Annotated in this window: 29 protein-coding genes; 14 read left to right on the forward strand and 15 right to left on the reverse strand. The window is 69.2% G+C overall.

Going from position 1 to position 23,184, the window contains the following annotated elements:
* Nucleotides 1–42 precede the first annotated feature (42 nt).
* The 5 genes from ACIOTO_RS07830 to ACIOTO_RS07850 form a co-directional block, all read right to left on the reverse strand.
* The gene (locus ACIOTO_RS07830) at nucleotides 43–1,161 is read right to left on the reverse strand and encodes a hypothetical protein (protein WP_400857316.1); all 1,119 of its coding nucleotides are present in this window, start codon (nucleotides 1,159–1,161) and stop codon (nucleotides 43–45) included.
* Nucleotides 1,148–1,774 (reverse strand): RNA polymerase sigma factor, encoded by a 627-nt coding sequence (locus tag ACIOTO_RS07835; protein WP_400857317.1) that lies wholly within the window; start codon nucleotides 1,772–1,774, stop codon nucleotides 1,148–1,150. Before ACIOTO_RS07835 ends, ACIOTO_RS07830 begins: the two co-directional genes overlap by 14 nt.
* A 68-nt stretch (nucleotides 1,775–1,842) precedes the next feature.
* The gene (locus tag ACIOTO_RS07840; protein WP_400857318.1) at nucleotides 1,843–2,628 is read right to left on the reverse strand and encodes an NAD-dependent epimerase/dehydratase family protein; all 786 of its coding nucleotides are present in this window, start codon (nucleotides 2,626–2,628) and stop codon (nucleotides 1,843–1,845) included.
* Nucleotides 2,625–3,833: an MFS transporter gene (locus ACIOTO_RS07845; RefSeq protein WP_400857319.1), complete on the reverse strand. Its 1,209-nt coding sequence runs from the start codon at nucleotides 3,831–3,833 to the stop codon at nucleotides 2,625–2,627. Before ACIOTO_RS07845 ends, ACIOTO_RS07840 begins: the two co-directional genes overlap by 4 nt.
* On the reverse strand, nucleotides 3,830–4,366 hold the full coding sequence (locus tag ACIOTO_RS07850) for a Chromate resistance protein ChrB (RefSeq protein ID WP_400857320.1): 537 nt from the start codon (nucleotides 4,364–4,366) through the stop codon (nucleotides 3,830–3,832). Before ACIOTO_RS07850 ends, ACIOTO_RS07845 begins: the two co-directional genes overlap by 4 nt.
* An 84-nt stretch (nucleotides 4,367–4,450) precedes the next feature.
* Here ACIOTO_RS07850 and ACIOTO_RS07855 point away from each other — a divergent pair, with 84 nt between their 5' ends.
* Complete coding sequence (locus ACIOTO_RS07855; protein ID WP_400857321.1) at nucleotides 4,451–5,050, forward strand: class I SAM-dependent methyltransferase; 600 nt, start codon at nucleotides 4,451–4,453, stop codon at nucleotides 5,048–5,050.
* 144 nt (nucleotides 5,051–5,194) lie between these two features.
* Entirely contained in the window at nucleotides 5,195–5,989 is a 795-nt protein-coding gene (locus ACIOTO_RS07860) for an SDR family NAD(P)-dependent oxidoreductase (RefSeq protein WP_400857322.1), read from the forward strand.
* Nucleotides 5,990–6,096: 107 nt separating this feature from the next.
* Here ACIOTO_RS07860 and ACIOTO_RS07865 read toward each other — a convergent pair whose 3' ends face one another.
* Nucleotides 6,097–6,852, reverse strand: coding sequence for an SDR family oxidoreductase (locus tag ACIOTO_RS07865; protein ID WP_400857323.1), 756 nt, complete (start codon nucleotides 6,850–6,852; stop codon nucleotides 6,097–6,099).
* A gap of 98 nt (nucleotides 6,853–6,950) precedes the next feature.
* Nucleotides 6,951–7,706 (reverse strand): SDR family oxidoreductase, encoded by a 756-nt coding sequence (locus ACIOTO_RS07870; protein WP_091030537.1) that lies wholly within the window; start codon nucleotides 7,704–7,706, stop codon nucleotides 6,951–6,953.
* A 202-nt stretch (nucleotides 7,707–7,908) separates the two neighbouring features.
* On the opposite strand from ACIOTO_RS07870, the gene ACIOTO_RS07875 reads away from it, so the two are divergent.
* From ACIOTO_RS07875 to ACIOTO_RS07885, 3 genes are all read left to right on the forward strand, one after another.
* Complete coding sequence (locus tag ACIOTO_RS07875; protein ID WP_400857325.1) at nucleotides 7,909–8,859, forward strand: alpha/beta hydrolase; 951 nt, start codon at nucleotides 7,909–7,911, stop codon at nucleotides 8,857–8,859.
* Nucleotides 8,860–8,894: 35 nt separating this feature from the next.
* Nucleotides 8,895–9,638: an alpha/beta fold hydrolase gene (locus tag ACIOTO_RS07880; RefSeq protein ID WP_400857326.1), complete on the forward strand. Its 744-nt coding sequence runs from the start codon at nucleotides 8,895–8,897 to the stop codon at nucleotides 9,636–9,638.
* A gap of 70 nt (nucleotides 9,639–9,708) precedes the next feature.
* On the forward strand, nucleotides 9,709–10,647 hold the full coding sequence (locus tag ACIOTO_RS07885) for an alpha/beta fold hydrolase (RefSeq protein ID WP_400857327.1): 939 nt from the start codon (nucleotides 9,709–9,711) through the stop codon (nucleotides 10,645–10,647).
* 59 nt (nucleotides 10,648–10,706) lie between these two features.
* Here the strand turns inward: ACIOTO_RS07885 and ACIOTO_RS07890 are convergent, their stop codons facing one another.
* On the reverse strand, nucleotides 10,707–11,444 hold the full coding sequence (locus ACIOTO_RS07890) for an SDR family oxidoreductase (RefSeq protein ID WP_400857328.1): 738 nt from the start codon (nucleotides 11,442–11,444) through the stop codon (nucleotides 10,707–10,709).
* A gap of 222 nt (nucleotides 11,445–11,666) precedes the next feature.
* Between ACIOTO_RS07890 and ACIOTO_RS07895 the strand changes: the two genes are divergently transcribed.
* The 4 genes from ACIOTO_RS07895 to ACIOTO_RS07910 all read left to right on the forward strand — a co-directional run bounded on the left by ACIOTO_RS07895 (nucleotide 11,667) and on the right by ACIOTO_RS07910 (nucleotide 14,441).
* Nucleotides 11,667–12,257: a hypothetical protein gene (locus ACIOTO_RS07895; protein WP_400857329.1), complete on the forward strand. Its 591-nt coding sequence runs from the start codon at nucleotides 11,667–11,669 to the stop codon at nucleotides 12,255–12,257.
* 96 nt (nucleotides 12,258–12,353) lie between these two features.
* Nucleotides 12,354–13,124, forward strand: coding sequence for an SDR family oxidoreductase (locus ACIOTO_RS07900; RefSeq protein WP_400857330.1), 771 nt, complete (start codon nucleotides 12,354–12,356; stop codon nucleotides 13,122–13,124).
* Between the two features lie 22 nt (nucleotides 13,125–13,146).
* Nucleotides 13,147–14,046 carry an RNA polymerase sigma-70 factor gene (locus tag ACIOTO_RS07905; protein ID WP_400857331.1) on the forward strand — a complete coding sequence of 300 codons (900 nt, stop codon included), beginning with the start codon at nucleotides 13,147–13,149 and terminating at the stop codon, nucleotides 14,044–14,046.
* Nucleotides 14,043–14,441: a hypothetical protein gene (locus ACIOTO_RS07910; protein WP_400857332.1), complete on the forward strand. Its 399-nt coding sequence runs from the start codon at nucleotides 14,043–14,045 to the stop codon at nucleotides 14,439–14,441. Before ACIOTO_RS07905 ends, ACIOTO_RS07910 begins: the two co-directional genes overlap by 4 nt.
* A gap of 33 nt (nucleotides 14,442–14,474) precedes the next feature.
* On the opposite strand, the gene ACIOTO_RS07915 is transcribed toward ACIOTO_RS07910, so the two are convergent.
* Nucleotides 14,475–14,930, reverse strand: a complete 456-nt coding sequence (locus tag ACIOTO_RS07915) for an Lrp/AsnC family transcriptional regulator (RefSeq protein ID WP_029264299.1) — start codon at nucleotides 14,928–14,930, stop codon at nucleotides 14,475–14,477.
* Between the two features lie 98 nt (nucleotides 14,931–15,028).
* On the opposite strand from ACIOTO_RS07915, the gene ACIOTO_RS07920 reads away from it, so the two are divergent.
* From ACIOTO_RS07920 to ACIOTO_RS07930, 3 genes are all read left to right on the forward strand, one after another.
* Nucleotides 15,029–15,652, forward strand: coding sequence for a LysE family translocator (locus ACIOTO_RS07920; RefSeq protein WP_029264300.1), 624 nt, complete (start codon nucleotides 15,029–15,031; stop codon nucleotides 15,650–15,652).
* A 98-nt stretch (nucleotides 15,653–15,750) separates the two neighbouring features.
* Nucleotides 15,751–16,203 (forward strand): hypothetical protein, encoded by a 453-nt coding sequence (locus ACIOTO_RS07925; RefSeq protein ID WP_400857333.1) that lies wholly within the window; start codon nucleotides 15,751–15,753, stop codon nucleotides 16,201–16,203.
* 53 nt (nucleotides 16,204–16,256) lie between these two features.
* Nucleotides 16,257–16,991: an NYN domain-containing protein gene (locus tag ACIOTO_RS07930; RefSeq protein ID WP_400857335.1), complete on the forward strand. Its 735-nt coding sequence runs from the start codon at nucleotides 16,257–16,259 to the stop codon at nucleotides 16,989–16,991.
* A gap of 136 nt (nucleotides 16,992–17,127) precedes the next feature.
* Here the strand turns inward: ACIOTO_RS07930 and ACIOTO_RS07935 are convergent, their stop codons facing one another.
* The 6 genes from ACIOTO_RS07935 to ACIOTO_RS07960 form a co-directional block, all read right to left on the reverse strand.
* Nucleotides 17,128–17,355, reverse strand: coding sequence for an RNA-binding S4 domain-containing protein (locus ACIOTO_RS07935; RefSeq protein ID WP_167635095.1), 228 nt, complete (start codon nucleotides 17,353–17,355; stop codon nucleotides 17,128–17,130).
* A gap of 123 nt (nucleotides 17,356–17,478) precedes the next feature.
* Nucleotides 17,479–18,306 (reverse strand): PepSY domain-containing protein, encoded by an 828-nt coding sequence (locus ACIOTO_RS07940; RefSeq protein ID WP_400857336.1) that lies wholly within the window; start codon nucleotides 18,304–18,306, stop codon nucleotides 17,479–17,481.
* 78 nt (nucleotides 18,307–18,384) lie between these two features.
* Complete coding sequence (locus ACIOTO_RS07945; RefSeq protein WP_400857337.1) at nucleotides 18,385–19,701, reverse strand: ATP-binding protein; 1,317 nt, start codon at nucleotides 19,699–19,701, stop codon at nucleotides 18,385–18,387.
* The gene (locus ACIOTO_RS07950; RefSeq protein ID WP_091030577.1) at nucleotides 19,694–20,371 is read right to left on the reverse strand and encodes a response regulator transcription factor; all 678 of its coding nucleotides are present in this window, start codon (nucleotides 20,369–20,371) and stop codon (nucleotides 19,694–19,696) included. The genes ACIOTO_RS07945 and ACIOTO_RS07950 overlap by 8 nt, the downstream gene beginning before the upstream one ends.
* Nucleotides 20,372–20,425: 54 nt before the next feature.
* A complete protein-coding gene (locus ACIOTO_RS07955) occupies nucleotides 20,426–20,956 on the reverse strand; it encodes a putative immunity protein (protein WP_400857338.1) in 531 nt (176 codons plus the stop codon).
* A 2-nt stretch (nucleotides 20,957–20,958) separates the two neighbouring features.
* On the reverse strand, nucleotides 20,959–21,399 hold the full coding sequence (locus ACIOTO_RS07960; protein WP_400857339.1) for a DUF6194 family protein: 441 nt from the start codon (nucleotides 21,397–21,399) through the stop codon (nucleotides 20,959–20,961).
* A 61-nt stretch (nucleotides 21,400–21,460) separates the two neighbouring features.
* On the opposite strand from ACIOTO_RS07960, the gene ACIOTO_RS07965 reads away from it, so the two are divergent.
* Together ACIOTO_RS07965 and ACIOTO_RS07970 are read left to right on the forward strand one after the other, a co-directional pair.
* Entirely contained in the window at nucleotides 21,461–22,183 is a 723-nt protein-coding gene (locus tag ACIOTO_RS07965; protein WP_400857340.1) for a MerR family transcriptional regulator, read from the forward strand.
* A 53-nt stretch (nucleotides 22,184–22,236) separates the two neighbouring features.
* Nucleotides 22,237–23,166, forward strand: coding sequence for a TY-Chap domain-containing protein (locus ACIOTO_RS07970; protein ID WP_400857341.1), 930 nt, complete (start codon nucleotides 22,237–22,239; stop codon nucleotides 23,164–23,166).
* Nucleotides 23,167–23,184: the final 18 nt, after the last annotated feature.

A 23,184-nucleotide genomic window follows, 5' to 3' on the forward strand; every position in this document is an offset into this window, starting at 1 on the left:
CACCCGGCATCGCGGATGAGAAGGGCACGAGGTGCGGACGCGTCAGTCCGCGGGTGCAGCCGTGAAGGATGCGGAGAAGTCCGCCACGTCCTCCGGCAAAAACGGTGTCGTTCCGACCTCGACGAGCGGGTCGTCCTTCGTGTGGTTGCTCCACGGCTCCGGGAGCACGCGGAGCAGGAACTTCTCGATCTCGACGATGGCGCCCGCCTCGGGGTTGACCGTCAGGCGGAACCGGGCGTCGTCGGTCTCGTAGACGAGCACCTTGTCGGCCGTGGCACCCTCCTCGACGGTGATCCCGTCGGCCAGCGCGAGCGCCTCGAGGAACGTCGCTCGATACTCGGGGGATGCCGTCAGGATGGGCACCGAATGCCCGAGCTCGTTCAGCATGTGCTCTGCGGCCGGTATCGCGAGCCGCTCCTCGATGCTGTCGTACAGCCCGTTGGTCTCAGGATCGCCGTCCTGGGGCATCTTCGCCGCGGCAGCCTTCTCAGCGACGAGCTGCGATTCCATGCCACGCTCCCACGCGGCGAGGAATGCCGCCGGGTCGGCGGGGAAGTCCGTGGGGGAGACGGGAAGCGTCGCATCGCCCTCGCCCGGCTCGACCTCGGTCGACGTCGCAGGAGCCGCGCCGATCGGATACGCCGCGCCGTAGTAGCCCGTCCACACCCTCTCGACCTCTGCCTCGTTCCCGAACAGCTCTGCGGCATGGATGTCGGTGCGACCGGTGAGCGAATATGTGCCGTCGGTCGCGCTGAGATAGGTCGCGCTCGACTCGGTGACGACGGCAGCGATCGCATCCGTCCTGAGGTTCCCGAACGGCAGGAACTTCTCGTTCGGGCCGCCGATCATGCCCAGGTGCCGCGTCGTGATCGTCACTTCCATCGGCGCGGCGACGGCGGCGCGGATGGATGCCGCGGTCTCGTTGAGGTAGGTCGATGCCGAGGCCGCTTGCGGCTGGCCGACGACTCCCGGGGGAGTGAGGACGGTGGCTGTCACCGCCACCGCGGCGACGGCCGTGCCTGCCAGCGCCACCGCGACGATGCGTCCGAGGGGGCGTCGGCGTCGCGACCGGGCGATCTCCTGGTGGAGGGCGCGACGGGGAGCCTGCGAAGACGCGGGGTAGGTGGGCTTCATCTCCCGCACCGTGTCAAGGATGTCCATGGATGATCTCTTTCTCAGCAAGTCGGATGTGTGCGGTCGCGGGCCGGGGCTCATGCGGAGCCTTCGGTGGTGGCGACGGCGGTGGGGCCGCGAGTTTGGTGCGGATGCGGCTCAGCCTCGATCGCACCGTGCCGACCGGAATCCGCAGCGCGGCGGCGATCTGCTCGTAGGTGAGGTCTCCCCACGCGTGCAGGAAGAGGACTTCCCGGTCGCGGGCGGAGAGGGCTGCGATCCGCGGATAGAGGCGCTCGATCTCCCCGGCCGCATCGAGCTGAGCGGACGACCGATCGTGGTCGTCCGCGGCGACGGGCTCGCTCTGGGCGACGGACGCCTGCAGAGCTCGCCAGTGCTGGGCCTGTGCGCGGCGATGCTGGCCGAGGACGTTCGTCGCGATGCCCATCAGCCACGGCAGCGCCGATGGCCTGGACATGTCGTAGCGCCCGCGCTTGCGGAACGCGATCAGGAAGGTCTCGCTCACGACGTCGTCTCTCGCCGCCGGTCCGACGCGGCGGGCGACATAGCCGGAGACCGCGTCGATATGTCGTTCGAAGATCTCGGAGAATCGCTCCGCGGCGTCGAACGATTCACGGATGATGTCGTTGTCGTTGCTCACACTGGTTATTCGTCTCCCGCCGGCATCCGGTTCCATCCCTCCCTGTGGGATCGAGCCGGGCCGCGCGATTACCGGCGCATCCGGTCGGTCGAGTACTCCGCGCTCGCGTACGTTCCGCCCTGCGGCATCGACGCATCGAGCGGCTCTTCGGCACCCCAGTCGGCGGCATCGTCCTGCGGCGTGAAGCCGATCGACGCTCCCGCGTCGAGATCCCACCAGCGCGTCGTGTTCGCGGACACGGCGTAGAAGACGGCCGTGTGCTCGGTCGTGGTCATCGCGGCGAGGAACGCGCGCACGGCATCCGCAGGGCTGAGCCAGGTGCGCTGTTCGCGTGCGGATCCCGGTCGCTGCTCATAGCTGCCGATGCGCACCGAGACCGTGCTGATGTCGAACTTGTCGGCGTAGAGCCGGCAGAGCGCTTCGCCCGCCACCTTGGCCACCCCGTAGAAGCCGTCGGGACGGGGCGGCATGTCCGGCGAGACGCGCTCGCCGGCGGGATACATCCCTGTCAGCCGGTTGCTGCTCGCGAAGACCACTCGGGGAACTCCGGCACGTCGAGCAGCCTCCAAGACGTGGTAGGTCCCGACGATGTTCACCTCGGTCAGGTCGTGGAAGTCAGCCTCGTCGGCGATCCCGCCGAGATGGATGACCCCGTCGGCGCCGGCGAACAGCTCGACGAGTGACTCCAGGTCGCCGAGGTCCATCTTCGTGACGGAGTCATCGGGGCCGACCGGCGACGTCGGGCGGATGTCGGTGGACACCAGCTCGACCTGCTGCTCGGCGAGGGCTGTGCGCAGCGCGGAGCCAATGGTTCCTGCAGCACCCGTGACGACCCAGCGGCTTCCAGTGATCATGGTCGGATGCTATCCGGGCCGTCGGACACCGCCGGCACCCGCGGCAGCGCTCGGGTGGAAGCGGCCGCAGCCGCGACGACGAGTGCGAGCGCCCCGAGTCCGAGCGGCAGGGTCGCGACCACAGCCACGCCGCCGACGAGCAACGGACCTCCAGCATCGCCCAGTTCCCGGCCGAGCTCGGCCGTTCCCATCGTGCGCCCCATCCGCTCGGGCGGGGTCGTGTCGGCGAGGTGTGCGAACGCGAACGGGGTGGCGACGCCGATCCCGATGCCGAGCAGTCCCGCGGCGAGATAGAGCGTGGGCAGTGCCGGCGAGACGGCGGCGACCAGGATGCCGGCGGCGATGATCCCCAGTCCCACGGCCATCGCGGCGCGATCGCTCAGACGCGCGCTGTCGCGGAAGCGTCCGGCCCAGGGCTGCGTGAGCGCCGAGCTCAGTGCCAGCACCGAGGCGATCGCGATGCTCGCGAACAGGGGCGCCTCTTGCGCGGTCGCAAGCGCGGGGAGGAAGCCGATCGCCGCCCCGAGCGCACCCGTCGACGCGGCGAGCACGAGGGTGGGGATGAGGAACCCGCGCTCGGTCGTCTGACGGATGAGGTCGGCGACCGTGTAGCGGGGGCGGGGAAGCGGCTCGATGCGCGGGAGTGCGATCGCCACCCAGATCGCCGTGACGATCGCCACCACGCTCAGGGTGGCGAAGACCAGTGCGAACCCGCCGAGGAAGAGGAGCCCCGCACCGAGCAGCGGGCCGAGCGTGTAGCCGAGGCCCTTCCATGATCCGTATCGGCCGAAGTACTTCCCTTTCGCGCCGGGTGCGGCCAGGCGGGCGACCGTCGCCGATGCAGCGGGGGAGAAGGCGGATGCCGCGGCACCCTGTCCGAGGCGCGCGACCGCGAGGGCCACGGTGCTCGACGACCACAGACCGATGAGCGACACGAGTCCGAACGCCAGCAGCCCGAAGACGATCACGGGTTTCGCGCCGATCCGGTCGGCCAGGGAGCCGAACACAGGCTTGAGGAACACCTCGGCCAGGTCGTAGATCGCGAGGAGTGCGCCGAGGCGCAGCAGGTCGAGGCCGATGTCCGCGCCGGTCGCGCCGAGGCCGGCCGCGATGCTGTGCGCGCCGAAGGCGGTGACGAAGCCCGCGGCGTAGAGAGGCGCGATCGTGCCCGTCGTTCCCGTCGCGGACGGCAGCTGCCCGCTCACGCGTGGACGGCCTGATAGACGAGATCGGCGAACCGTGCGAGATCGGTCACGCAGGCCGCGAGTCGCACATCGGCCTCTTTCGCGGACGGAGACTCGAACACGTCCCGGCTGCGGATCGTCCGGTGCCAGCGCTGCAGGCGGTCCAGGCTCTGCTCCTCCTCCTCGAGCTCAGCCAGCGTGAACTTCCTCTTCTCGATCTCGCGGGCGATCTCGGCCCGGTACTTGTCGCAGTCGGCGACGAACTCCGCCCAGTCGTCGGCCCGCGCCGCATCGAAGAGTTCGCGCAGCGCGGCGGTGTCGCCCCCGTCGGCCGGGGTGCGCAGCACGAGGATGTCGCCCTCACCGCGCTGGGCGAGCGCGCGAGCCCGCTCGACTCCTGCGACGCACGCCGGCACGTCGGGAGCGACCCAGGTGCCCTGCCCCGCGGGTACCGCGCCGAACTGACGAAGCTCTCGCCAGACCGCGACCCGATGCCGCGACGGCGTCGCCGGCACCTGGACCAGCAGTACGAGCCATCCATCAGAATTCGTCACAATCGAAACTGTAACAGCTGTTACATCACGTCTCGAGTGCGGGATACCGTGGGCGGACCAGGTTCGACACCGACAGGGGGATCGATGAGTGAACGAAGGATCCGCGACAGCTACGCCGCGCGGGCGACCGAATACACCGAGCTCATGGGCGACATCGCCCAGATGGACGCGGTCGACCGGGAGCGGATCGGGCAGTGGGCGGGCGGCGTCGAAGGGCGCATCCTCGATGCCGGCTGCGGGCCGGGACATTGGACGGCATTCCTCGCCGAACGAGGCCACGAGGCGGAGGGGATCGACCTGGTGCCGGACTTCATCACCACGGCTCGCATCCGGTTCCCCCACGTCTCGTACCGCGTCGCATCGCTCGCGGATCCCGGCGTCGAGCGGGGCTCGCTGGGCGGCATCCTCGCCTGGTACTCGCTGATCCATGCGACGCGAGGAGAGCTTCCCGCACTCCTCGCCGAGGCGCGACACGCTCTTCGCGATGGGGGCGTGCTGCTCGCCGGATTCTTCGACGGCCGCGATGCCGAGCCCTTCCCTCATGCCGTCACGACCGCGCATTTCTGGTCGGTCGACGGGATGTCCAGACACCTGGAACAGGCAGGTTTCACGGTCGTCGACAGCGAGACCCGTGTGCAGGAAGGTCGTCGCCCGCACGCGTCGGTCACCGCAGTCGCCGTCTGAGCGGAGAGCGTCCGCATCGGGAGAATCGAGTGGTGTTCGACGCCGTTCCGCTTGCGCTGACGACCATCCTCCCGGCTATGCTCGTGATTGCTATAGCAAACGGGAAGTGCATCCGACCCACTTCAGCGCCGAGAGGGACACATCATGACCGAATCCGCACGCAGCGTCGTGGTGACCGGCAGCGGAAAGGGCATCGGGCGCGCCATCGCCGAGCGACTCACCGCCGACGGATGGATCGTCGTGGGGCTGGAGCGGTCTCCCGGGTCGGGCACCGTCGAGGAGGGGATCGTGGCCGAGGTCGTTCTCGGTGACGCCTCCGACCGCGCCGTCCACCAGCGGGCCGCAGAGGCAGCGATCGCACGGGCTCCCCTGGCCGGCTGGGTGAACAACGCCGGCATCACGAAGCACACCCCGCTGCACGAGCTCGACGAGAGTGTCGTGCGCGAGATCCTCGACATCAACGGCTTCGGCTACATCTGGGGCTGCTCGACCGCAGTATCGGCGTTCATCGATCAGGGCATCGCCGGGGCGATCGTCAACGTCGGCTCGATCCACGGCCGCGCCAGCCACCCCGACCACGCGGCTTACGAGTTCACCAAGGGCGGCATCGACGCACTGACCCGCAGCGTGGCGGTGAGCTACGGCCGCCTCGGCATCCGCGCCAACACCGTGGCCCCCGGCGGCGTGCGCACGCCGCACCTCGAAGCCAAGATCGCCGCAGCCCCCGACCCCGCCGCCGAGGAGCGTGGACTCGCCGAAGGGCCGCCGATGGGACGCATCGCCCGCTCCGATGAAGTGGCCGCGGTGACGGCCTTCCTGCTCTCCGACGAGGCCCCGTATCTCAGCGGTCAGTCGATCGCCGTGGACGGCGCGTGGACGACATCCTTCGGCGATGTCGACGTCGACCCGGCGCTGGCCGCGCGGTTCCGGCGGGCGTGAAGGCCCGCAGGGTGACACGACGGTGACCTACCAGTAACCCGAAGAAGCGGGCACCCTCTCTCGGTCGAGTGGGTGCCCGCTTCGTGGTGTGGGCCGGTGCGCTTCCGCTACTTGCGAGGCGGGTTCAGCGGGAGCCATTCCTCGAGAGTCGTCTCGAAGATGTGCGCGCCCTCGACGGGGATGAGGGTGCGCTCCTCGATCACGGCGCCGTAGTACGGAGCGGTGTCGTCGCGGACCACCGTGCGGGCGTCGCCACGGAACGTCAGCGCGCGCCGGGCGAACTCGTCCATGCCCATGGCCTCGGGGCCCGCGATCTCGAAGTCGCCGGCCGGTTCGCCCGCCGCAGCGCGCGCGACGGCGGTCGCCACGTCCTCGGCTGCGATGGGCTGGATCAGCGCGCCCGGCAGGCTCACAGTGTCGCCCTCCGTCGAGATATCGGCGATGCTGCCGACGAACTCGAAGAACTGCGTGGCGTGCACGAGGGAGTACGGGATGCCCGACTCACGGATGAGCTGCTCCTGCGCCACCTTCGCGGCGAAGTAGTCGATGTGCTGCGGGCGGTTCGTGCCCACGATGGTGAGCGCGACGTGGTGGGTCACGCCCGCCTCCGCCTCGGCTGCCAGCAGGTTGCGCGTGGAGGTGGTGAAGAACTTCAGGACGTCCTGGGCCTCGAACGACGGCGAGTTGGAGACGTCGACGACCGTGTTCGCGCCGACCAGGACCTCGGCGAGTCCTTCGCCGGTGAGCGAGTTGACGCCGGTGTTGGGAGAGGCGGCGACGGCCTCGTGGCCGTGCTCGCTCAGCTTCGCGACGACCTTCGAACCGATGAGGCCGGTTCCTCCGATGACGACGATCTTTGCCATTTCATGCCTTCCTTTCCGGGGCGCCGAAGGGGTGCCCATCAGCTATGACCGAGTGGCAGCCCTCGTTGTGACGGATGCCATCGCGCACGGTCTGGTCTTCAGACGGTCGCCGCGATACGCCACTCGTGGTACCTCGTGGGAGCGATCGTCGCGGTCGCTTCGGGGAGCAGATCGCGGTTCTGCAGACGCGCTCCGAAATAGGTGCCGAGAGGGTCCGCGACCACTTCACGCTCGTCCTGCCGGGCCCGGAGATCCTGGGCGGCGATCTGTTCGAGGCTGAAGACCTCCGGACCGCCGAACTCCACCATGCCGAAGAGCGGTTCGCCGACGGCCGTGCGAGCGACCGCTTCGGCGACATCGTCGGCGGCCATCGGCTGCACGAGCACATCCGCGACACGGACGGCGCCGCTGCGCGCCGCCTGGTCGGTGATGTTGCGGATGAACTCGAAGAACTGGGTGGCGTGCACGAGGGAGTATGGGCGTCGCGACTCGACGATCATCCGCTCCTGCTGCTCTTTCGCCACGAAGTAACCGCCCTCCGCACGGGCCAGACGGTCGGTGCCGACGACGGAGAGTGCGACGTGATGGCGGACTCCGGCGGCCTCGCCGTAGGTGAGCAGGTTCATCGTCGAGGTGTAGAAGAAGTCGCGGGCGGCCTCCTCGTCGGTGTACGAGGAGTTCGAGACGTCGACGACGACGTCCGCGCCGGTCAGAGCATCCTCCAGTCCTTCGCCCGTGTACGAATTGACGCCGGTGGCGCGAGCGGCGGCGACGACATCATGTCCGCTCGCTCGCAGCGTGCGGACGAGCCTCGTTCCGATCAATCCCGTTCCGCCGATGACCGTGATTCTCATGTCTCTCCCTCGTTGCCGATTGCCCGTTCCGGATCCTCTCCGTACGAACATGACCGCGCAGGCGCACCGGTTGTGACACCGACCGACGGGTGGCCGACCGGCTCCGACGTCACATTCTTCGGCCTCACCTGGTCCTGTCTTGCATGAGCCACATGATCGGCGACGATCCGGACCGGCTCGAACCCACACGAAAGGACCTGTCATGACCGACCATGTACTCGAGCCCGAAGCCCGGGCATTCGCCGACGCCGCAGGAAAGCCGCCGTTCCTCGCCGACCTCGGTGTCGACGGCGCCCGAAAGCTGCTGGACGATGTCCAGGCCGGCCCCATCGCGAAAGCGGATGTCGTCGACGAGTGGATCACGGTCCGCGCGGAGGTCGGCGACGTGCAGGTGCGCATCGTCAAGCCCGTCGGCGCGACAGGCGAGCTGCCCGTCGTCCTCTACGTCCACGGCGGGGGCTGGGTGCTGGGCAACTCCGGCACGCACGACCGCCTGGTGCGCGAACTCGCGAACGGCGTGCAGGCGGCGATCGTCTTCGTCGAATATGAGCGCTCGCCGGAGGCCCACCACCCCGTCGCGATCGAGCAGGTCTACGCGACCGCGCGCTGGATCATCGACGACGGCGCGAGTAGGGGCCTCGACGCCTCTCGTCTCGCCATCGCGGGAGACTCCGTCGGCGGGAACATGGCCGCAGTGGTCGCCATCCTCGCCAAGCGCCGCGGCGACGTCGTCTTCCTCCACCAGTCGCTGTACTACCCGGTCACCGACGCCGGCCAGAACACCGAGAGCTACCGCGAGTACGCCGAGGGTTACCACCTGCGCGCCGATGCGATGGCCTGGTTCTGGGACTGCTACCTCCCCGACGTGGAAGCCCGCAAGGACGTGACCGCCTCCCCGCTGCGCGCCCCGATCAGCGAACTCGAGGGGCTGCCGGAGACCCTGCTCATCGTCGACGAGAACGATGTGCTCCGCGACGAGGGGGAGGCGTACGGCCGCAAGCTCATCGAGGCCGGCGTGCGGACGACCCTCGTGCGCTACGACGGCACGATCCACGACTTCATGATGCTCAACCCGCTGCGCAGCTCCGCCGCCACCACGGCCGCCATCGAGCAGGCCATCCACGTGCTGCGCAAAGCCCTGACCGTCGCCTGACCCCGCACCACCCACCCAGGAAGAAAGAAGAAACCATGTCCATCGAGAAGCCCACCATCGTCCTCGTCCACGGCGCGTTCGCCGAGTCTGCCTCCTGGAACGGCGTCATCAGCCGGCTGCAGAGCCACGGCGTGACGGTCGTCGCCGCCGCGAACCCGCTGCGCAGCCTCGCCGTCGACGCCAGGTATGTCCGCGACGTGATCGCCTCCGTCGGAGGTCCTGTCATCCTCGTCGGCCACTCGTACGGCGGCATCGTGATCACCGAGGCCGCGGCCGACAACCCCGCCGTCGTCGGTCTCGTCTACGTCTCGGCGTTCGTCCCGGAGACCGGCCAGAGCGCGTTCGACCTGTCGACGAGCGCGCCGGGAAGCACCCTCGGCGACACCCTTACCGCGCACCCCGTGACGACCGGTGGCAACGAGTTCGCGATCCGCACGGAGGCCTTCCACCACCAGTTCGCGGCAGATGTGGCGGAGGACGTCGCCGCCCTCATGGCCGCGACCCAGCGGCCCGTGACGGAGGCGGCGCTCTCGGATGCGGTCACCGCGGCGAACCCGGGCTGGAAGAGCATCCCGTCGTGGCACGTGTTCGGCGATCAGGACCTCAACATCCCCGTCGCCGTCTTCCGCGCCGGTGCGGAGCGCGCCTCCTCACAGGGGACGCGTGAGATCGCGGGGGCATCGCACGCCGCCCTCGTGTCGAACCCCGACATGGTCGCCGAGGTCATCGCCTCTGCCGGCAAGGCGTACGTCGCAAGCCAGACATCGAGCGCGGCCTGACCTGACCGCGGCGCCTCGCACTGCCACCGCGGTGCGGGGCGCCGCACCATCGTCGAAAGAAGGAACGACCATGACCTCTGCCCCCTCACCGTTTCCCCCGGCCAGGCGCGTCGACGCCGGAGACCTCTCCGTCGCCTACTTCGACCTCGGCGACCCGCAGGCGGATCCCGTCGTGCTCCTGCACGGCTACCCGTACGACGTGCACAGCTATGTCGAAGTCGCGCCGATGCTCGTCGAAGCGGGATACCGGGCCATCGTCCCGTATCTGCGCGGCCACGGCGGCACCCGCTTCCGCGATCAGGACACCCCTCGCACCGGAGAGCAGGCGGCGCTCGGCTCCGACCTCCTGGCGTTCATCGATGCCCTCGATCTGGACGAACCTGTCCTCGCCGGCTACGACTGGGGCGGGCGCGCCGCCTGTGTCGTGGCGGCGCTGTGGCCCGAGCGGATCTCCGGCCTCGTCTCCGTGAACGGGTATCTCATCCAGAACATCGCCGCTTCGCAGACGCCGATCCGTCCGGATCTCGAAGCCGGATTCTGGTACTTCTGGTACTTCGCCACCGATCGCGGACGCCGAGGGCTCGATGCCAACCGGCGCGAGATCGCCGACGTGATCTGGCGCCGCAACTCGCCGGAGTGGGCGTTCAGCGATGCCGAGATGGATCGCGCCGCCGCCGCGTTCGACAACCCCGACTACGTCGACGTCGTGATCCACTCCTACCGTCATCGGCTCGGACTCGCGCCGGGGGCGCCGAAGTACGAAGACCTCGAGCACGCGCTGGCGTCGGCGCCGCCCATCAGCGTCCCGACCATCACGCTGGACGGCGAGGCGGACGGCAACTTCCCGGCGACCGACGGCACCCCACAGGCGCACCTGTTCACCGGGCCGCGCGAGCATCGCCGGGTCCCACACGCAGGGCACCACCTCCCGGCCGAGGCGCCGCACGCCTTCGCCCAGGCGGTGGCCGATGTCGCGGAGCCGCCGGGGGACGGCGCCGGAACTCCGTAAGTCGAAGGTGCGCCGCCGTCAGGACGACGGCGGCGCACCTTCGCGACACGGAGGGATCCTCAGTGCACCTGATCGGTGGGGCGCACCAGGATCTCGTTCACCGCCACATGATCGGGCTGATCGAGCGCGTACACGACCGCCGCGGCGATGTCCTCGGGCTGGAGGGTGCGCATCGACTCGCCGATGCGATCGGCCGCCTCCCGCATCACCGGGTCGGTGGTGTGATCCGTCAGCTCCGTGGCGACGAACCCCGGCTCCACGACGATCGTCCGCACCCCGTACGGCGTGGCTTCCTGGCGGAAGGATTCGGCGAACGCGGTGATGCCGAACTTCGTCGCCGAGTAGGCGGCGGCGCCGGCTGACGCGATGCGCCCCGATGTCGAAGACACCTGCACGTACGAGCCGCGTGACTCGATGAGGTGAGGGAGAGCCGCATGGGCGACACGCATCGAACCCAGCAGATTCGTCTCCACCATCCGCACCCACTCGTCCGTGTCCGCGTTCAGGATCATGCCCGCGAGCATCAGACCGGCGTTGTTCACGAGGGCGTCGAGCCGACCGAAGCGGGCGACGACCGCGGAGACGACCTGGTCGACGGAATCCGGGTCGGTCACGTCGAGCTCCATGGCCACCATCTCTCCCGGCGCTTCGTTCACCAGCGTCTGCAGGCGCTCGGCGCGACGACCGGCCGCGACCACGATCGCCCCTTCATGAGAGAGGGCGAGGGCGGTGGCCCAGCCGATCCCCGACGACGCACCGGTCACGAGCACGACTTTGCTTCTGAGACTGCTTTCCATCTGCTTCTCCTGATCTTTTCTCGGACGCCAATGTGACCGCGAACCACGTCGCCCTGTGACATCTCGGACGGGCTGTTCGCTCGAGGCTTGTCACAACCGGGGTGCCCACCCGGTCTCTGCTGTCGACAGCGCGATATCGCGCCCCACGACCCGGAAGGTGAACATGTCGACCATCAGCGAGCAGGCATTCTCCCTCACCGACGCCGAGCGACGGCGCGAATCATGACCGATGAGACGCCCGACCTCTCCGCCCTGAACAGCGCGGTCGGGACGGAACTGTTCGTGCTGCAGTCGGCGGCGAGCTCGACGATCAGCGAAGCGGGAACGCGCAGCTCCATCTACCTGTCGACCCTGTCCAGCGGTCTGGTGGCCATCGGGTTCGCCGCGAACTCGCCCGCGCTGATCGGAATTCTCGCGTTCACCGTCCTGCCGGCGATCTTCGCGCTGGGATGGTTCACGGTCGTGAGACTCGTCGACACGAGCGTGGAGAACATCACCGCGCGTCGACGCATGGAGCGGATCCGCGAGTACTTCGTCAGTCTGCATCCGAGGGGTCCCGAGCTGATCGCGCTCGACACGCCCCAGTCCGGCGAGCTCGGGGTGCGGTACGCGCGATCCTCGTTCCTGTTCACCATGGCCAGCATGGTCGGTGCGGTGAATGCCGTCCTCGGCGGCACCCTCGTGACCTTGGTGCTCGTCGGGGTCTTCGGAGTCGCCGAGCTGCCCGCACAGATCGCGGGCATCGTCATCGGTGCGCTCCTGCTGACCGCGACCCTGATCTACGAACGCCGAAGGATCCGGGCTGCCACGTGAAACTTCTCCGACCGTTGTCACACTTCGAGGTGCTGTCCGGTCACTGTTGAGGAGAACTCCCTGCGCGCACGGCGCTGGGTCCAGGAACGGAGCGAGATGCGGATCGTCGTGTTGGGCGGGACCGGTCAGGTGGGCCGAAAGGTCGTCGAGAAGCTCGAGCGTCGCGCTCAAGCGGTCGTGGTGGCGGCGCCGGCGAGCGGTGTGGATGCGCGCACGGGACAGGGCCTCGATGCGGCACTCGAGTTCGCCGATGCCGTGATCGACGTCACCAACGCCCCGGACGTCTCGGGCTCCGCCGCACGCGAGTTCTTCGAGACCACCACGCGGCGTCTGCTGGAGGCGGAGGAGCGCGCGGGAGTGAAGCACCACGTCGTGCTGTCGATCGTCGGCGCGGATCACGCCGGGGAAGACGGATACTTCGCCGCCAAGGGCATGCAGGAGAACCTCGTACGGTCGGGGCCGATCGCCCACTCCATCCTCCGATCCACGCAGTTCTACGACTTCGCGCGGAAGATCGCGGAGTGGAACACCGCACACGACACCGTGCATCTGCCACCGAAGCCCGTACAGCCGGTCGCGGCATCCGACGTGGCCGAAGCGCTCGTCGACCTGGCGATGGGTGATCCGCTCGGCGGCGCGGTCGACTTCGGCGGCCCCGAGCAGATGCCTCTGCCGGACTTCGTGCGTCGGGTACTCCGCGTCGACCATGACCCGCGCTATGTCGTCGAGGACGCGGAGACCACTACCCTGGGCTTCAACATCTCCGGAGACCTGCTGCTTCCTCGGTCTCCGCTGCGTCTCGCGTCCACGACCCTCGATACCTGGGTTCACGAAGAAGGCCGACGCCTTGTCGCAGGACTCCGATGAAGACAGGGGGAAGGGCGTGACGATGGCCGACAGCGGATTCGGCGAGGCCGCCGACCTCGACGAGGCAGTACGGATCTTCGACACGCACCGCCGACGACTCTTCGGCATCGCGTACCGGATGCTGAGCACGGTCGCCGATGCCGAAGACATCGTGCAGGAGACGTGGATCCGCTGGCAGAACACGGATCGCAGCAAGATCCAGGAACCCGTGGCGTTTCTGACGACGATCACCACCCGGCTCTCGATCAATGTGCTGCAGTCGTCGCATTCGCGGCGGGAGACGTACATCGGCCCGTGGCTTCCCGAGCCCGTGAACACGGACGACGATCCGGCGCTCGGGGCCGAGCGGGCGGAGGCGCTGCAGTTCGCGATCCTGTTGACGCTCGAGAAGCTCACCCCGACCGAACGGGCGGCGTACATCCTGCGCGAGGCGTTCGACTATCCGTACCCGCGCATCGCCGAGGTGATCTCCGGCAGTGTCGTGAGCGCGAGGCAGCTCGTCAGCAGGGCACGGGCGCACCTGTCGTCCGCGCGCAACGCCCACGTCGACCCGGTGGCGCAGCGTCGGCTGCTCGAGGCGTTCCTCACGGCCGCCCAGAAGGGCGATGCCCACGAGCTCGAGGCCCTCTTCGCGGCCGATGTCGTCAGCTACACCGACGGCAACGGCACCAAGCTCGCTGCGCGTATCCCCGTGATGGGTCGCGGGCGCGTGGCGAAGTTCGTCGCGGCGTTCGCGCACCACTTCTGGATCGGGAAGACCATCGACTGGGTGCAGGTGAACGGCCAGCCCGCGGCCACTCTCGTCGAGAACGGGACGGTCACGACCATGGTCACGGTGACCACGTCCAGCGAAGGCATCCTGCAGCTGCTCTGGGTGATGAGTCCGCAGAAGCTTGGGCACGTCACCGCGGTCACCGCATGACCCGCAAGCACTACCCGGCGTGGCTGCGACGGCGCCGTCATGATGCTGCCGATGTCGACACCGTCGAGTCGCTCGCGAGCGCGCTCTGCTCGTTGGACGAGGAGGCGATCCAGGCGCTGCTCCACCCGGAGGTCGAGGTCGTCATCGACAGCGGCGGTCACGTTCCAACCGGTCCGATGCCGGCGACGGGGCCGGAGGCGGCTGCCGCGGAGCTGCGTGCGCTGATGACGCCGGGGACCTTCATCGCTACCGCATCGATCAACGGTGTCCCCGGGCTCACACTCGTCCGCGACGAGCGCATCGTCGCCGCGCTCACGGCCGAGATGCGATCGCATCTGCTGTCCAACATCTGGATTGTGTGCAACCCCGACAAGCTTCGGCACTGGAATCGATAGGCACGTCCGCGTGCGGTGACGCTTCTCCGCCCGTCAGGGGATCGGCACCGCGCGGTCGGCGCCGAGGCGCTTCATCACCATGGTCGAGGTGAGCCGCTGCACGCCGGGGAGCGCTCCGAGGGTGCTGTCGTAGAGCTCCTGGTACGCGCTCATGTCGCGGGTGAGGATGCGCAGCATGTAGTCGGGGTCGCCGAACAGGCGCTGCGCCTCGGCGACCGCGGGGATGGCCACGACCGCCTCTTCGAACGCGACGATGGTGTCCTTGTCGGTGCGCCCGATCGTCACGAACACGATGGCCTCGAACGTGAGCCCGACCGCCTTCGGGGCCACCACCGCGCGGTAGCGCTCGATCGCACCGGACTGCTCCAGCTCCTTGAGTCGTCGATGACAGGCCGAGAGGCTCAGACCGACCTGCGAAGCGAGGTTCGTCGCGCTCATCCGGCCGTCATCCTGCAACAGCGAGAGAATCTCCCGGTCAAGTGCATCCATGGCGACAAGTCTTGCAGGATCCGGCGGTCAGCACGCGAAGAATCGAAGCACCTTTCGCGGGATCCTTCGTAGTCTCTTCCTCGGATTGAGGAGGACCGATGGATATCGCACTGGTCATGCAGTTCTGGCTGGTCGCGGTCATGCTCGCGCTGACCCCCGGTGCCGACTGGGCGTACGCGATATCGGCCGGGCTGCGCGCCCGCTCGATCGCACCCTCGATCCTCGGGATGCTCGCCGGCTACACGGTGGTCATCGTCGCCGTCGCGCTGGGGCTCGGCGCGCTCGTCACCGCGTATCCGGTCACGCTCACGACCCTGACCGTGGTCGGGGCGCTCTACCTGATCTTCCTCGGCGCGACGACGCTCGCCAGCCGACCGGCTCCGATCGCCGAGAGCGGGGAGCCGATCGCGACCGGCGGATGGTCGCAGTTCTTGCGCGGGTCGGGAGTGAGCGGCATCAACCCCAAGGGACTGTTGCTCCTGCTCGCCCTGCTGCCGCAGTTCACGAGTCCCGACGGCTGGTCGTCGACGACGCAGATGCTCGCGCTCGGCGGACTCCATCTGCTCAACATCGCCGTCGTCTACACGACGGTCGGACTGCTCGCCCGCCGCCTGCTGCGCACCCGCCCACGCGCGAGCTCGCTGGTCACCCGCCTCGCCGGCATCGCGATGACCGTCATCGGTGTCGGGATCCTCATCGAGCAGGTGTTCGAGTGGTTGTGAGCAGCGGTTAAGCACGGTGCTCGGCGGCGCCTCGATCGAGAGGTCGGCGTAGCGTCGGACGCGGATCCATCTGCGGGCGAAGGGAAGCGGTGACAGGCATGGCACGCACCACCACGGCCCTCCGTCTGCTGCTGCCGGCGTTCCTGCTCGGCGCGATCATCGCCATCTCGTTCCTGGAAGCGCCGCTGAAGTTCCTGGCGCCGGGTGTCACGATCCCGATCGGACTGGGCATCGGGCGGCTCGTGTTCACGGCGTTGAACGTGCTCGCGGGCGCGGTGCTGATCGTTCTCACCGTGGTGAGCGTGCGCGCGCGGGCGGGGCGCGCGACGCTGGGGATCCTCGGCGCGATCTGGCTCGTCTACCTCGTCGAGGTCGCCGTCGTCCGCCCCGTGCTGAACCAGCGCAGTGACCTGGTGATCGCGGGACTCGCCGCCGCCGGGACCAACTGGGCGCACTACGCGTACATCGTGGCCGATGTGACTCTGGTCGGCCTGCTGATCGCCCTGATCGTCGTGACCGTGCGGAAGGTCCTGCCGCGCGACGTCCGCTGAAGTAGTGCACACCCCTGCAGCAAGGATCACGCCAGGTCGATACGGTTGCCCGCATGCGAGTCGGCGTCTACATCGACGGTTTCAACCTGTACTACGGAGCACGGCGCCTGTGCGGCCGCGGCACCCCAGGGTGGCGGTGGCTTGACCTGCGCGCGTTGTCGCACACGATCCTGGCTGGTCCAGGATCCTCGTGGCCGGGCGCGACCGTCGAACGAGTCGTGTACTGCACTGCGCGCATCAAGGGTGCGGGAAATCAGTCCGGTCAGCGTGACCAGGACGTCTACCTGCGTGCGTTGAAGGCGCATGGTGCCGTCGACGTCCTGGAGATGGGCACGTATGTCTCGCGCGTCGCCACCGCCCCGCTCGCGGTTGCAGACAGGCGCCAGCGACCGGTCCTCACGCACCCTGGCTGGCCCTTGATGGTACGAGACTCGCAGGGTGCCGACAGTCCGCAGGCGACCTTCATGGCATCCATTGCGCGACGTGAAGAAAAGGGCTCGGATGTGAATGTCGCATCTCATCTGTTGCTGGACGTTCTCGAGCAGCGCATCGATGCGGCGATAGTCGTCAGCAACGACAGCGATCTCAAGTTCCCGATCGTGCAGGCACGGATGCGCGTGCCCGTCGGGACGGTCAACCCCACGGTCGGCTATCTCGCAGGTGCTCTCGCCGGTGGCGCGTCTGAGGGTGTGGGGAGCCACTGGTGGCACCACCTCAGTTCCGACCAGATCGAAGCATCCCAGCTTCCGGCCAACGTCGGAAAGATCACGCGACCCTTCGGCTGGTAGTCGACGCTTTCCTCTGACCACGAGCTGCCGATCGGCGGTGTCCCGCCCACCGTTCGCGCTAGACTGTCGTCATACCACTCGGCCCCTCTGGGGCCGAGTTTTCTTTTGCTCTCCCTGAAGGACCTGAGCTCCCGCGTCAGGGACGGACGCGCACCGTTCGGCCTTCGAACGACACCAGGTCGCCGTCGCGCAGCTGGCGTCCGCGGCGTCGATCCACCTCACCGTTGACGGTCACATACCCGTCGATGATGACCTCTTTGGCGTTGCCGCCCGAGTCGAGGAGGCCGGCGAACTTGAGGAACTGTCCGAGGCGGATCACTTCGCCGCCGATGGAGATGTCGTCGATCGGTCCGGAGGTGCTCATCCCTGAATGCTATCCGTCGCCGTGTCCGCCCCGGCGCATGACGATGCCGCCGCCCCCGGGGGAGGAACGGCGGCATCGGGCGTTTCGGACGTCGCAGGACGGCGGGGGGACGAGGCCCTCGGCTCAGTCGATGTCGGTCCCGACCACGGCGAAGTCGGCGCTGAAGTCGATGTCGATCGAGCGGTTGTCCGATGTGAGGACCGACGCGTCGTAGGGGCTCACGTCGTCGCCGTCCACATCGAGGTCGGTGATCATGCCGTCGGCCTCCGCGAGCGCGGCGTCGACCAGCGAGCGGATCGTCGCGTCGTCGAGGGTGAGCGCGGGACCGGTGTCGTCGCCGTCGGCCGGATCCGTCTCGATCACGGAAGCGGCGAGGGTCTCGTCGACGCGGACGTCGGTCTCAGTGCCGTCGGCGGTCGTGAGCTGCACCTCCCAGGTGCCGTCACGCTTCGCGTCGATCGACGTGACCTCGCCCTCGGCGGCGCCTCGTGCGGCATCCGCGATCTCGATGAGCTCGTCTGCCGATGCCGTGCCGATGCCGGTCACCGGACCGCGGTCGTTCGACGAGCCGTCGTCGTCATCGCGGCGGTCGTCGCGATCGCCGTGGGGCGCTCCCTCGTCGTGACGGGGGCCGTCCGACATCGCGGGCCGGTCGTCGTCATCGCCGAACTCGTCGCCGATGGCCGCCCCGACCGCGATACCGCCGCCCGCGAGGATCACGGCCGCAGCGATGCCGCCACCGATGAGGAGTGCACGCTTGCGCCCGGGCTTCGGCGCGGATGCCGCGGGGGTGGCGACCGGCTCGGCCGCGGGGAACGTGGGGTGCTGCCCGACACCGGCTGCCGGCGTGGCCGCGTCCGCAGCGGGGGTGACCGGAACGGTCTGCGCATCCGGGGTGCTCGCGGGGGTCTGGTCGGGAGTCTGGTCCGGGGTGGGTGTCTTGTCGTCCATGTCCCGATGGTCTCGCGCGGGCGCTGAAGCCTCCCTGAAGCCTCCTGAAGCCGTCTTCAGGAACGGGGGGATCTGCGCTCAGGCGCCGAGCGGCAGCGAGACGACGAAGCGGGCGCCACCCCAGCGGGAGTCGTCGACCGCGAGAGTCCCGCGAGCCGATGAGGCGATGCCGCGGGCGATCGCGAGACCCAGTCCGCTGCCACCGGCGTCGCGGCTGCGCGCGTCATCGAGGCGGACGAAGCGCTCGAAGATGCGCTCCCGCTCCTCGGCGGGCACGCCGGTGCCGTCGTCTTCGACCGTCACGAACACGTGCCCGCCGGAGGGCGTCACGCCGATCGCGACCCGGCCGCGGCTGTGCCGCACGGCGTTGTCAGCGAGGTTGCGCACCAGTTGCCCGAGCAGACGGGGATCACCGTTCACCCTGGCCGCCTGGATGCCGGAGCCGTCGACATCGAATCCGGCCGCGCGCAGCCGGCGCACCTCACCGAGCGCGATGTCGTCGAGGTCGACTGCCTCGTCGTGCGTGCTCGCGCCCTCGTCGAGGCGGGCGAGCAGCAGCAGGGACTCGACGATGCCCTGCAGGCGCAGCCCCTCTTCCGAGACGACCTCCGCGAGCTCGCCGATGCTCGTCACGTCGGGGTGGGCCTGCGCGAGCTCGGCGTGCTGACGGATGGTCGCGAGGGGAGAGCGCAGCTCGTGCGAGGCATCCGACACGAAACGTCGCTGCGCGGTGGCCGCGGCATCGAGTCGATCGAGCATCCCGTTCATGGTGGTCGCGAGCGCCGCGATCTCATCCGCGGTCTCGGGCACCGGCACGCGCTGGTGCAGGCGCTCGGCGGTGATGCCGTCGACCTTCTCGCGGATGCGCTCGACCGGACGGAGCGCCCGGCCGACCACGAGCCAGGTGGTCACCGCGACGAGCAGCAGGAGTAAAGGGACGGCGATGGCGAGCAGAGTCGCGACCGTGGTCAGGGTCTCGGCGTCGTCGTCCATGGACACGGCCAGCACGAGCGTCCGGTCATCATCGAGGTCGTCCGAGACGACGAGCATCTGCTCCCCGTCCACGGTCAGCGTCTGCGGGTCGTCGGACACGGGCAGAGCCGCGGAACCGAGTGCTTCCCTGGCGTCTTCGCTGGCCGCCCGTACCGATCCGTCCGGGCCGATGAGCTGCACGAACTCGTCCTCGAGGGAGTCGATCCCGCCGCGGCCCGGTCCGTCGCTGCGCTCGGCGAGCTCATCGAGGCGCTGCTCAGCCGCCCGCTCTGTGCTGCCGTGGATGCTGGCGCTGAGCACCCCGTAGAACGAGAAGGCGCCGATGAGCAGGGCCACCGCGACGACGACCGTCGCCCCGAGCGTGGTCCTCTCGCGCACCGAGCGCCAGCTGCGCCTAGCCACCGTCGGCCGCCAGCCGGTAGCCCGCACCGCGGATCGTCTCGATCGCCTCGCGCCCGAACGGCTTGTCGAGCTTGCGGCGAAGATGCCCGACGTAGACCTCGACGATGTTGGGGTCGCCGTCGAAGTCGTCGTCCCAGACACCCTCGATGAGTGCGCGCTTCGACAGGACTTGACCCCGGTGGCGCATGAGGTACTCCAGCACCGAGAACTCCCGTGCGGTGAGGGTCACGGGGGTGTCGCCGCGCCACACCCGGTGGGCGGCGGGGTCGAGTCGCAGATCGCCGGCCTCCAGGATCGCGGGGCGCGCGACGGCCCCGCGGCGCACGAGGGCGCGGAGGCGGGCGACGAGGATCGCGAATGAGAACGGCTTGGTGACGTAGTCGTCGGCTCCGGTCTCGAGCGCCTCGACCTGGTCCCACTCGCCGTCCTTGGCGGTCAGCATCAGCACGGGCGTCCAGTTCTCCTCGGCGCGCAGCGCCTCGCACACCTTCCAGCCGCTCATACCCGGCATCATCAGGTCGAGCACGATCGCGTCGTACCGGGTCTCCCGCGCCCGCCAGAGTCCGTCGACGCCGTTGTGCGCGACGTCCACGGCGAAGCCCTCGGCCTCCAAGCCGCGGCGCACACCCTCGGCCAGGCGCACCTCGTCGTCCACCACCAGGATCCGCATTCCTCCAGTGTGGCCGGTCGACGCTGAATCGGGGCTGAAGCTCGGGACGACGCGTCAGCGGAGGTGTGCCTGGATCTCGCGGATCACCTCGCCCAGCGTGCCGGTGGCGAGCAGGCCGGGGCCGAGAGGGCCCGCGGAATCCTCGCCGAGCGGCGGGAGTGCGCGCAGTGCGGCGGATGCTGCGGGGGAGAGGGCGGCGAGTTGCCAGCGCACCTCGGCGGCGCGCGCCTCGGGTGCCGAGGGGTGCGCCAGCTCCACGGCCTTCGCGGCGTATGCCGCCGCTCCGAGCGCATGGGCGCCCATGTGTGCGACGCCCGCGGCTTGCGCGGCGGCACGGGCGGCGGCCGCCCCTGCCGGCGAGGTCGCACTGTGGGCGGCCCTGCCCGCGACGAACCGCCGACGGATCTCTACGGCGGCGCTGAGCTCACCCCGGGCGAATGCTCGTGCCCGGGAGATGGCGTCTCGGGCGCGGTCGTCGTCCGGCGCTTCCTCCTCGAACAGGGGCAGTGCCCGCTCAGCGCAGTCGGCCGCCCACACGGCGACGATCCTGCGGTCGGCCTCGGTCATGCCCTGCACGGTGGTCATGTTCACTTCGCCCGGCGCTGGGACCGCTGCCGGGCGGACTCGTGCGCCGTGCGCAGCAGATCGAGCACGGATTCCGAGGTGCGCTCGCCCGGGTCGATCACGCACACCCACCCGACCGCACCGTAGAGCGGATGCCGCTGGAACACGTCGACTTCCGCCGGCGCGGTATCCACGGGGACGAGCGACGCCACCTGCTCGCGTCCGACGTGGATGTTCACACGGAACCGCCCTGGCGCATTCAGCGCGGAAGCCGTGTCGTCGGGGTAGTCCTTCGTGATGATCGTTCCGTACGGCTGGGTGCGCTCCGGCATCCGCCCGTCCGGTGCGTGATAGAAGTAGGCGTCTCCCCAGGAAAGCGCGGGGAAGTCGCTGCCCGCTTCGGGGGTGACGACGAGGGCGCCGTCGAAGCCACGGACTGTTTCGATGATCTCCTGCATTGTCATCCCTCAATGATGAGGTTCACGTGCTTATGTGGACTTAGAAGCGGGAAGGAGGGCGAGTCACATGCCAAACCCTCAAGAGGATGTCATGACGACGGCTGCGCTCGGTCGACGCGTGGGCTACTCGACGCAGCAGGTGCGCGACCTGGAGCGGCTCGGGGTCATCCCTCCGGCCGAGCGCGGAGCCAACGGCTACCGCCGCTACGCGGGCCGGCACGAGATTGCCGCGCGCGCTTATCGTGCGATGGCGGCGGCCATCGGCCCCGTGCCCGCCCGGCGACTGATGCCGACTCTGATCGGGGTGCCGGTCGAGGCCGCGGCCGAGCGCATCGACGACCTGCATGTCGGTCTCGCGGCCGAGCGCTCCCGAGTGCGCGAGGCGCTGCGCGGTCTCGATGTCGCTCTGGTCGAAGCCGACGAAGACTTCGACGACGCGGATGCGATGACCATCGGCGAACTCGCGCAGGCCCTCGGCGTCCGCCCGTCCGCGCTCCGTCACTGGGAGCAGGAAGGGCTGGTGCATCCGCTCCGCGGCACGGCATCCACGCGGTCGTACGGCGCGGCGGCGATCACCGAGGCGCGCATCGTCGCCGCCCTGCGCGCGGGCGGCTACGGCATCCCCGCGATCTCGCGCATCCTCGAACACGTGCGGCAGCATGCCGACACGGGCGAGGTGCAGCGCATCCTCCAGGGCCGGCTGGTCGCGCTCACACGGCGCAGCGTCGCGCTCCTCGCGGCCGCCGGACACCTGCACGCGCTTCTCGCTGATCGGGGTGAGGAAGACTGACGGTCGTCGTCGACCGCGAGGTCGGACGGCTCGCTTAGGGTGGCTCGTATGACGTGCAGCGCGCGGTGGTCGAAGACGATGCGCGTGCTCGCGACGCCGATCCGGAAGCCGGGGTGCTGACCATGCAGAAGTCGGGGCGATACGTGCGCGTGGGGAACACGGAGTACCTGCTCGCCTCTCCGGGAGGCAACTGGGCGCTCTGGAGCCCCACCCCGGTCGAGGGTTTCCGGAAGATCGGGAGCGGGTGGGTCCGCAACATCGCACCCGACGAGCAGCTGGAGTGCTTCCGCGTCGCACACCACGGCACGTATCGCGGCATCCCGGTCACGGTCGAGCCCGGCGACGGAGCATTGGCACGCCTCGACACCCGCGATCCGCGCGCAGCCGAGCAGGGGTTCGAGAGGTTCGGGTTCGAGCGGCCCGAACTGCAGTCGTGGCTGAAGTTCGTGCCCGTCGACGATCGGGACCTCGTCTTCACGACCACGCGCACACCGGAGCCGATGCCGTGGGCGCAGTCGACCCGAGACGCCGTCGCGCAGCGCCCGGTCCCGCGACCGTCCGGCGCGCAGCCGTCGGAATGGGGAGCCTTCACACTCCGTCTCATCACGGCGCTCCGCGGTGTGACCGACCGCGTGTTCCTCATCGTCTCGGTCGATGGCGACCCGCTGCGCTACGTGCAGTTCGCCGGGGATCCGGAGATGCTCCACGCCGAGGCGCCGGGGGGCGACGTGGTCGCGGATGCCGACGAATCGGTGCTGCGGGCCACCGGGTGGAAGGAGCCGGGGGTCGCGCAGCCGAACTGGACCGCGGAGCTCCCGCTGCCCGCGTACGCGGTCGACTTCCGGGAACTCGCCGAGCGGTGCGTCGCTGCGCTGCGTGATGCCTATGGGGCGACGAGCCCCGATGCCCTCGCGTACCGCGCGTGGCGTGATCCGGAGCAGGCCTCGCTCGAGTTCCCCGGACTCGGTCGCGCCCTGCCCTGATCCGCGCCTCCGGGATGC

Origin of the sequence: Microbacterium sp. NPDC087592 (genome assembly GCF_044743585.1) — a bacterium.
In the GTDB taxonomy this organism is placed as follows: domain Bacteria; phylum Actinomycetota; class Actinomycetes; order Actinomycetales; family Microbacteriaceae; genus Microbacterium.

What these genes read in the sequence shown, in the direction of transcription:
- ACIOTO_RS07895 (WP_400857329.1), top strand. Translation starts at nt 11,667, where the DNA reads ATGACCGATGAGACGCCCGACCTCTCCGCCCTGAACAGCGCGGTCGGG.
- ACIOTO_RS07915 (WP_029264299.1), bottom strand. Translation starts at nt 14,930, where the DNA reads ATGGATGCACTTGACCGGGAGATTCTCTCGCTGTTGCAGGATGACGGC.
- ACIOTO_RS07935 (WP_167635095.1), bottom strand. Translation starts at nt 17,355, where the DNA reads ATGAGCACCTCCGGACCGATCGACGACATCTCCATCGGCGGCGAAGTG.
- ACIOTO_RS07965 (WP_400857340.1), top strand. Translation starts at nt 21,461, where the DNA reads ATGCCAAACCCTCAAGAGGATGTCATGACGACGGCTGCGCTCGGTCGA.
- ACIOTO_RS07885 (WP_400857327.1), top strand. Translation starts at nt 9,709, where the DNA reads ATGACCTCTGCCCCCTCACCGTTTCCCCCGGCCAGGCGCGTCGACGCC.
- ACIOTO_RS07870 (WP_091030537.1), bottom strand. Translation starts at nt 7,706, where the DNA reads ATGAGAATCACGGTCATCGGCGGAACGGGATTGATCGGAACGAGGCTC.
- ACIOTO_RS07840 (WP_400857318.1), bottom strand. Translation starts at nt 2,628, where the DNA reads ATGATCACTGGAAGCCGCTGGGTCGTCACGGGTGCTGCAGGAACCATT.
- ACIOTO_RS07855 (WP_400857321.1), top strand. Translation starts at nt 4,451, where the DNA reads ATGAGTGAACGAAGGATCCGCGACAGCTACGCCGCGCGGGCGACCGAA.
- ACIOTO_RS07960 (WP_400857339.1), bottom strand. Translation starts at nt 21,399, where the DNA reads ATGACAATGCAGGAGATCATCGAAACAGTCCGTGGCTTCGACGGCGCC.
- ACIOTO_RS07875 (WP_400857325.1), top strand. Translation starts at nt 7,909, where the DNA reads ATGACCGACCATGTACTCGAGCCCGAAGCCCGGGCATTCGCCGACGCC.
- ACIOTO_RS07890 (WP_400857328.1), bottom strand. Translation starts at nt 11,444, where the DNA reads ATGGAAAGCAGTCTCAGAAGCAAAGTCGTGCTCGTGACCGGTGCGTCG.
- ACIOTO_RS07880 (WP_400857326.1), top strand. Translation starts at nt 8,895, where the DNA reads ATGTCCATCGAGAAGCCCACCATCGTCCTCGTCCACGGCGCGTTCGCC.
- ACIOTO_RS07925 (WP_400857333.1), top strand. Translation starts at nt 15,751, where the DNA reads ATGGCACGCACCACCACGGCCCTCCGTCTGCTGCTGCCGGCGTTCCTG.
- ACIOTO_RS07900 (WP_400857330.1), top strand. Translation starts at nt 12,354, where the DNA reads ATGCGGATCGTCGTGTTGGGCGGGACCGGTCAGGTGGGCCGAAAGGTC.
- ACIOTO_RS07930 (WP_400857335.1), top strand. Translation starts at nt 16,257, where the DNA reads ATGCGAGTCGGCGTCTACATCGACGGTTTCAACCTGTACTACGGAGCA.
- ACIOTO_RS07905 (WP_400857331.1), top strand. Translation starts at nt 13,147, where the DNA reads ATGGCCGACAGCGGATTCGGCGAGGCCGCCGACCTCGACGAGGCAGTA.
- ACIOTO_RS07865 (WP_400857323.1), bottom strand. Translation starts at nt 6,852, where the DNA reads ATGGCAAAGATCGTCGTCATCGGAGGAACCGGCCTCATCGGTTCGAAG.
- ACIOTO_RS07955 (WP_400857338.1), bottom strand. Translation starts at nt 20,956, where the DNA reads ATGACCACCGTGCAGGGCATGACCGAGGCCGACCGCAGGATCGTCGCC.
- ACIOTO_RS07950 (WP_091030577.1), bottom strand. Translation starts at nt 20,371, where the DNA reads ATGCGGATCCTGGTGGTGGACGACGAGGTGCGCCTGGCCGAGGGTGTG.
- ACIOTO_RS07860 (WP_400857322.1), top strand. Translation starts at nt 5,195, where the DNA reads ATGACCGAATCCGCACGCAGCGTCGTGGTGACCGGCAGCGGAAAGGGC.
- ACIOTO_RS07910 (WP_400857332.1), top strand. Translation starts at nt 14,043, where the DNA reads ATGACCCGCAAGCACTACCCGGCGTGGCTGCGACGGCGCCGTCATGAT.
- ACIOTO_RS07920 (WP_029264300.1), top strand. Translation starts at nt 15,029, where the DNA reads ATGGATATCGCACTGGTCATGCAGTTCTGGCTGGTCGCGGTCATGCTC.
- ACIOTO_RS07830 (WP_400857316.1), bottom strand. Translation starts at nt 1,161, where the DNA reads ATGGACATCCTTGACACGGTGCGGGAGATGAAGCCCACCTACCCCGCG.
- ACIOTO_RS07940 (WP_400857336.1), bottom strand. Translation starts at nt 18,306, where the DNA reads ATGGACGACAAGACACCCACCCCGGACCAGACTCCCGACCAGACCCCC.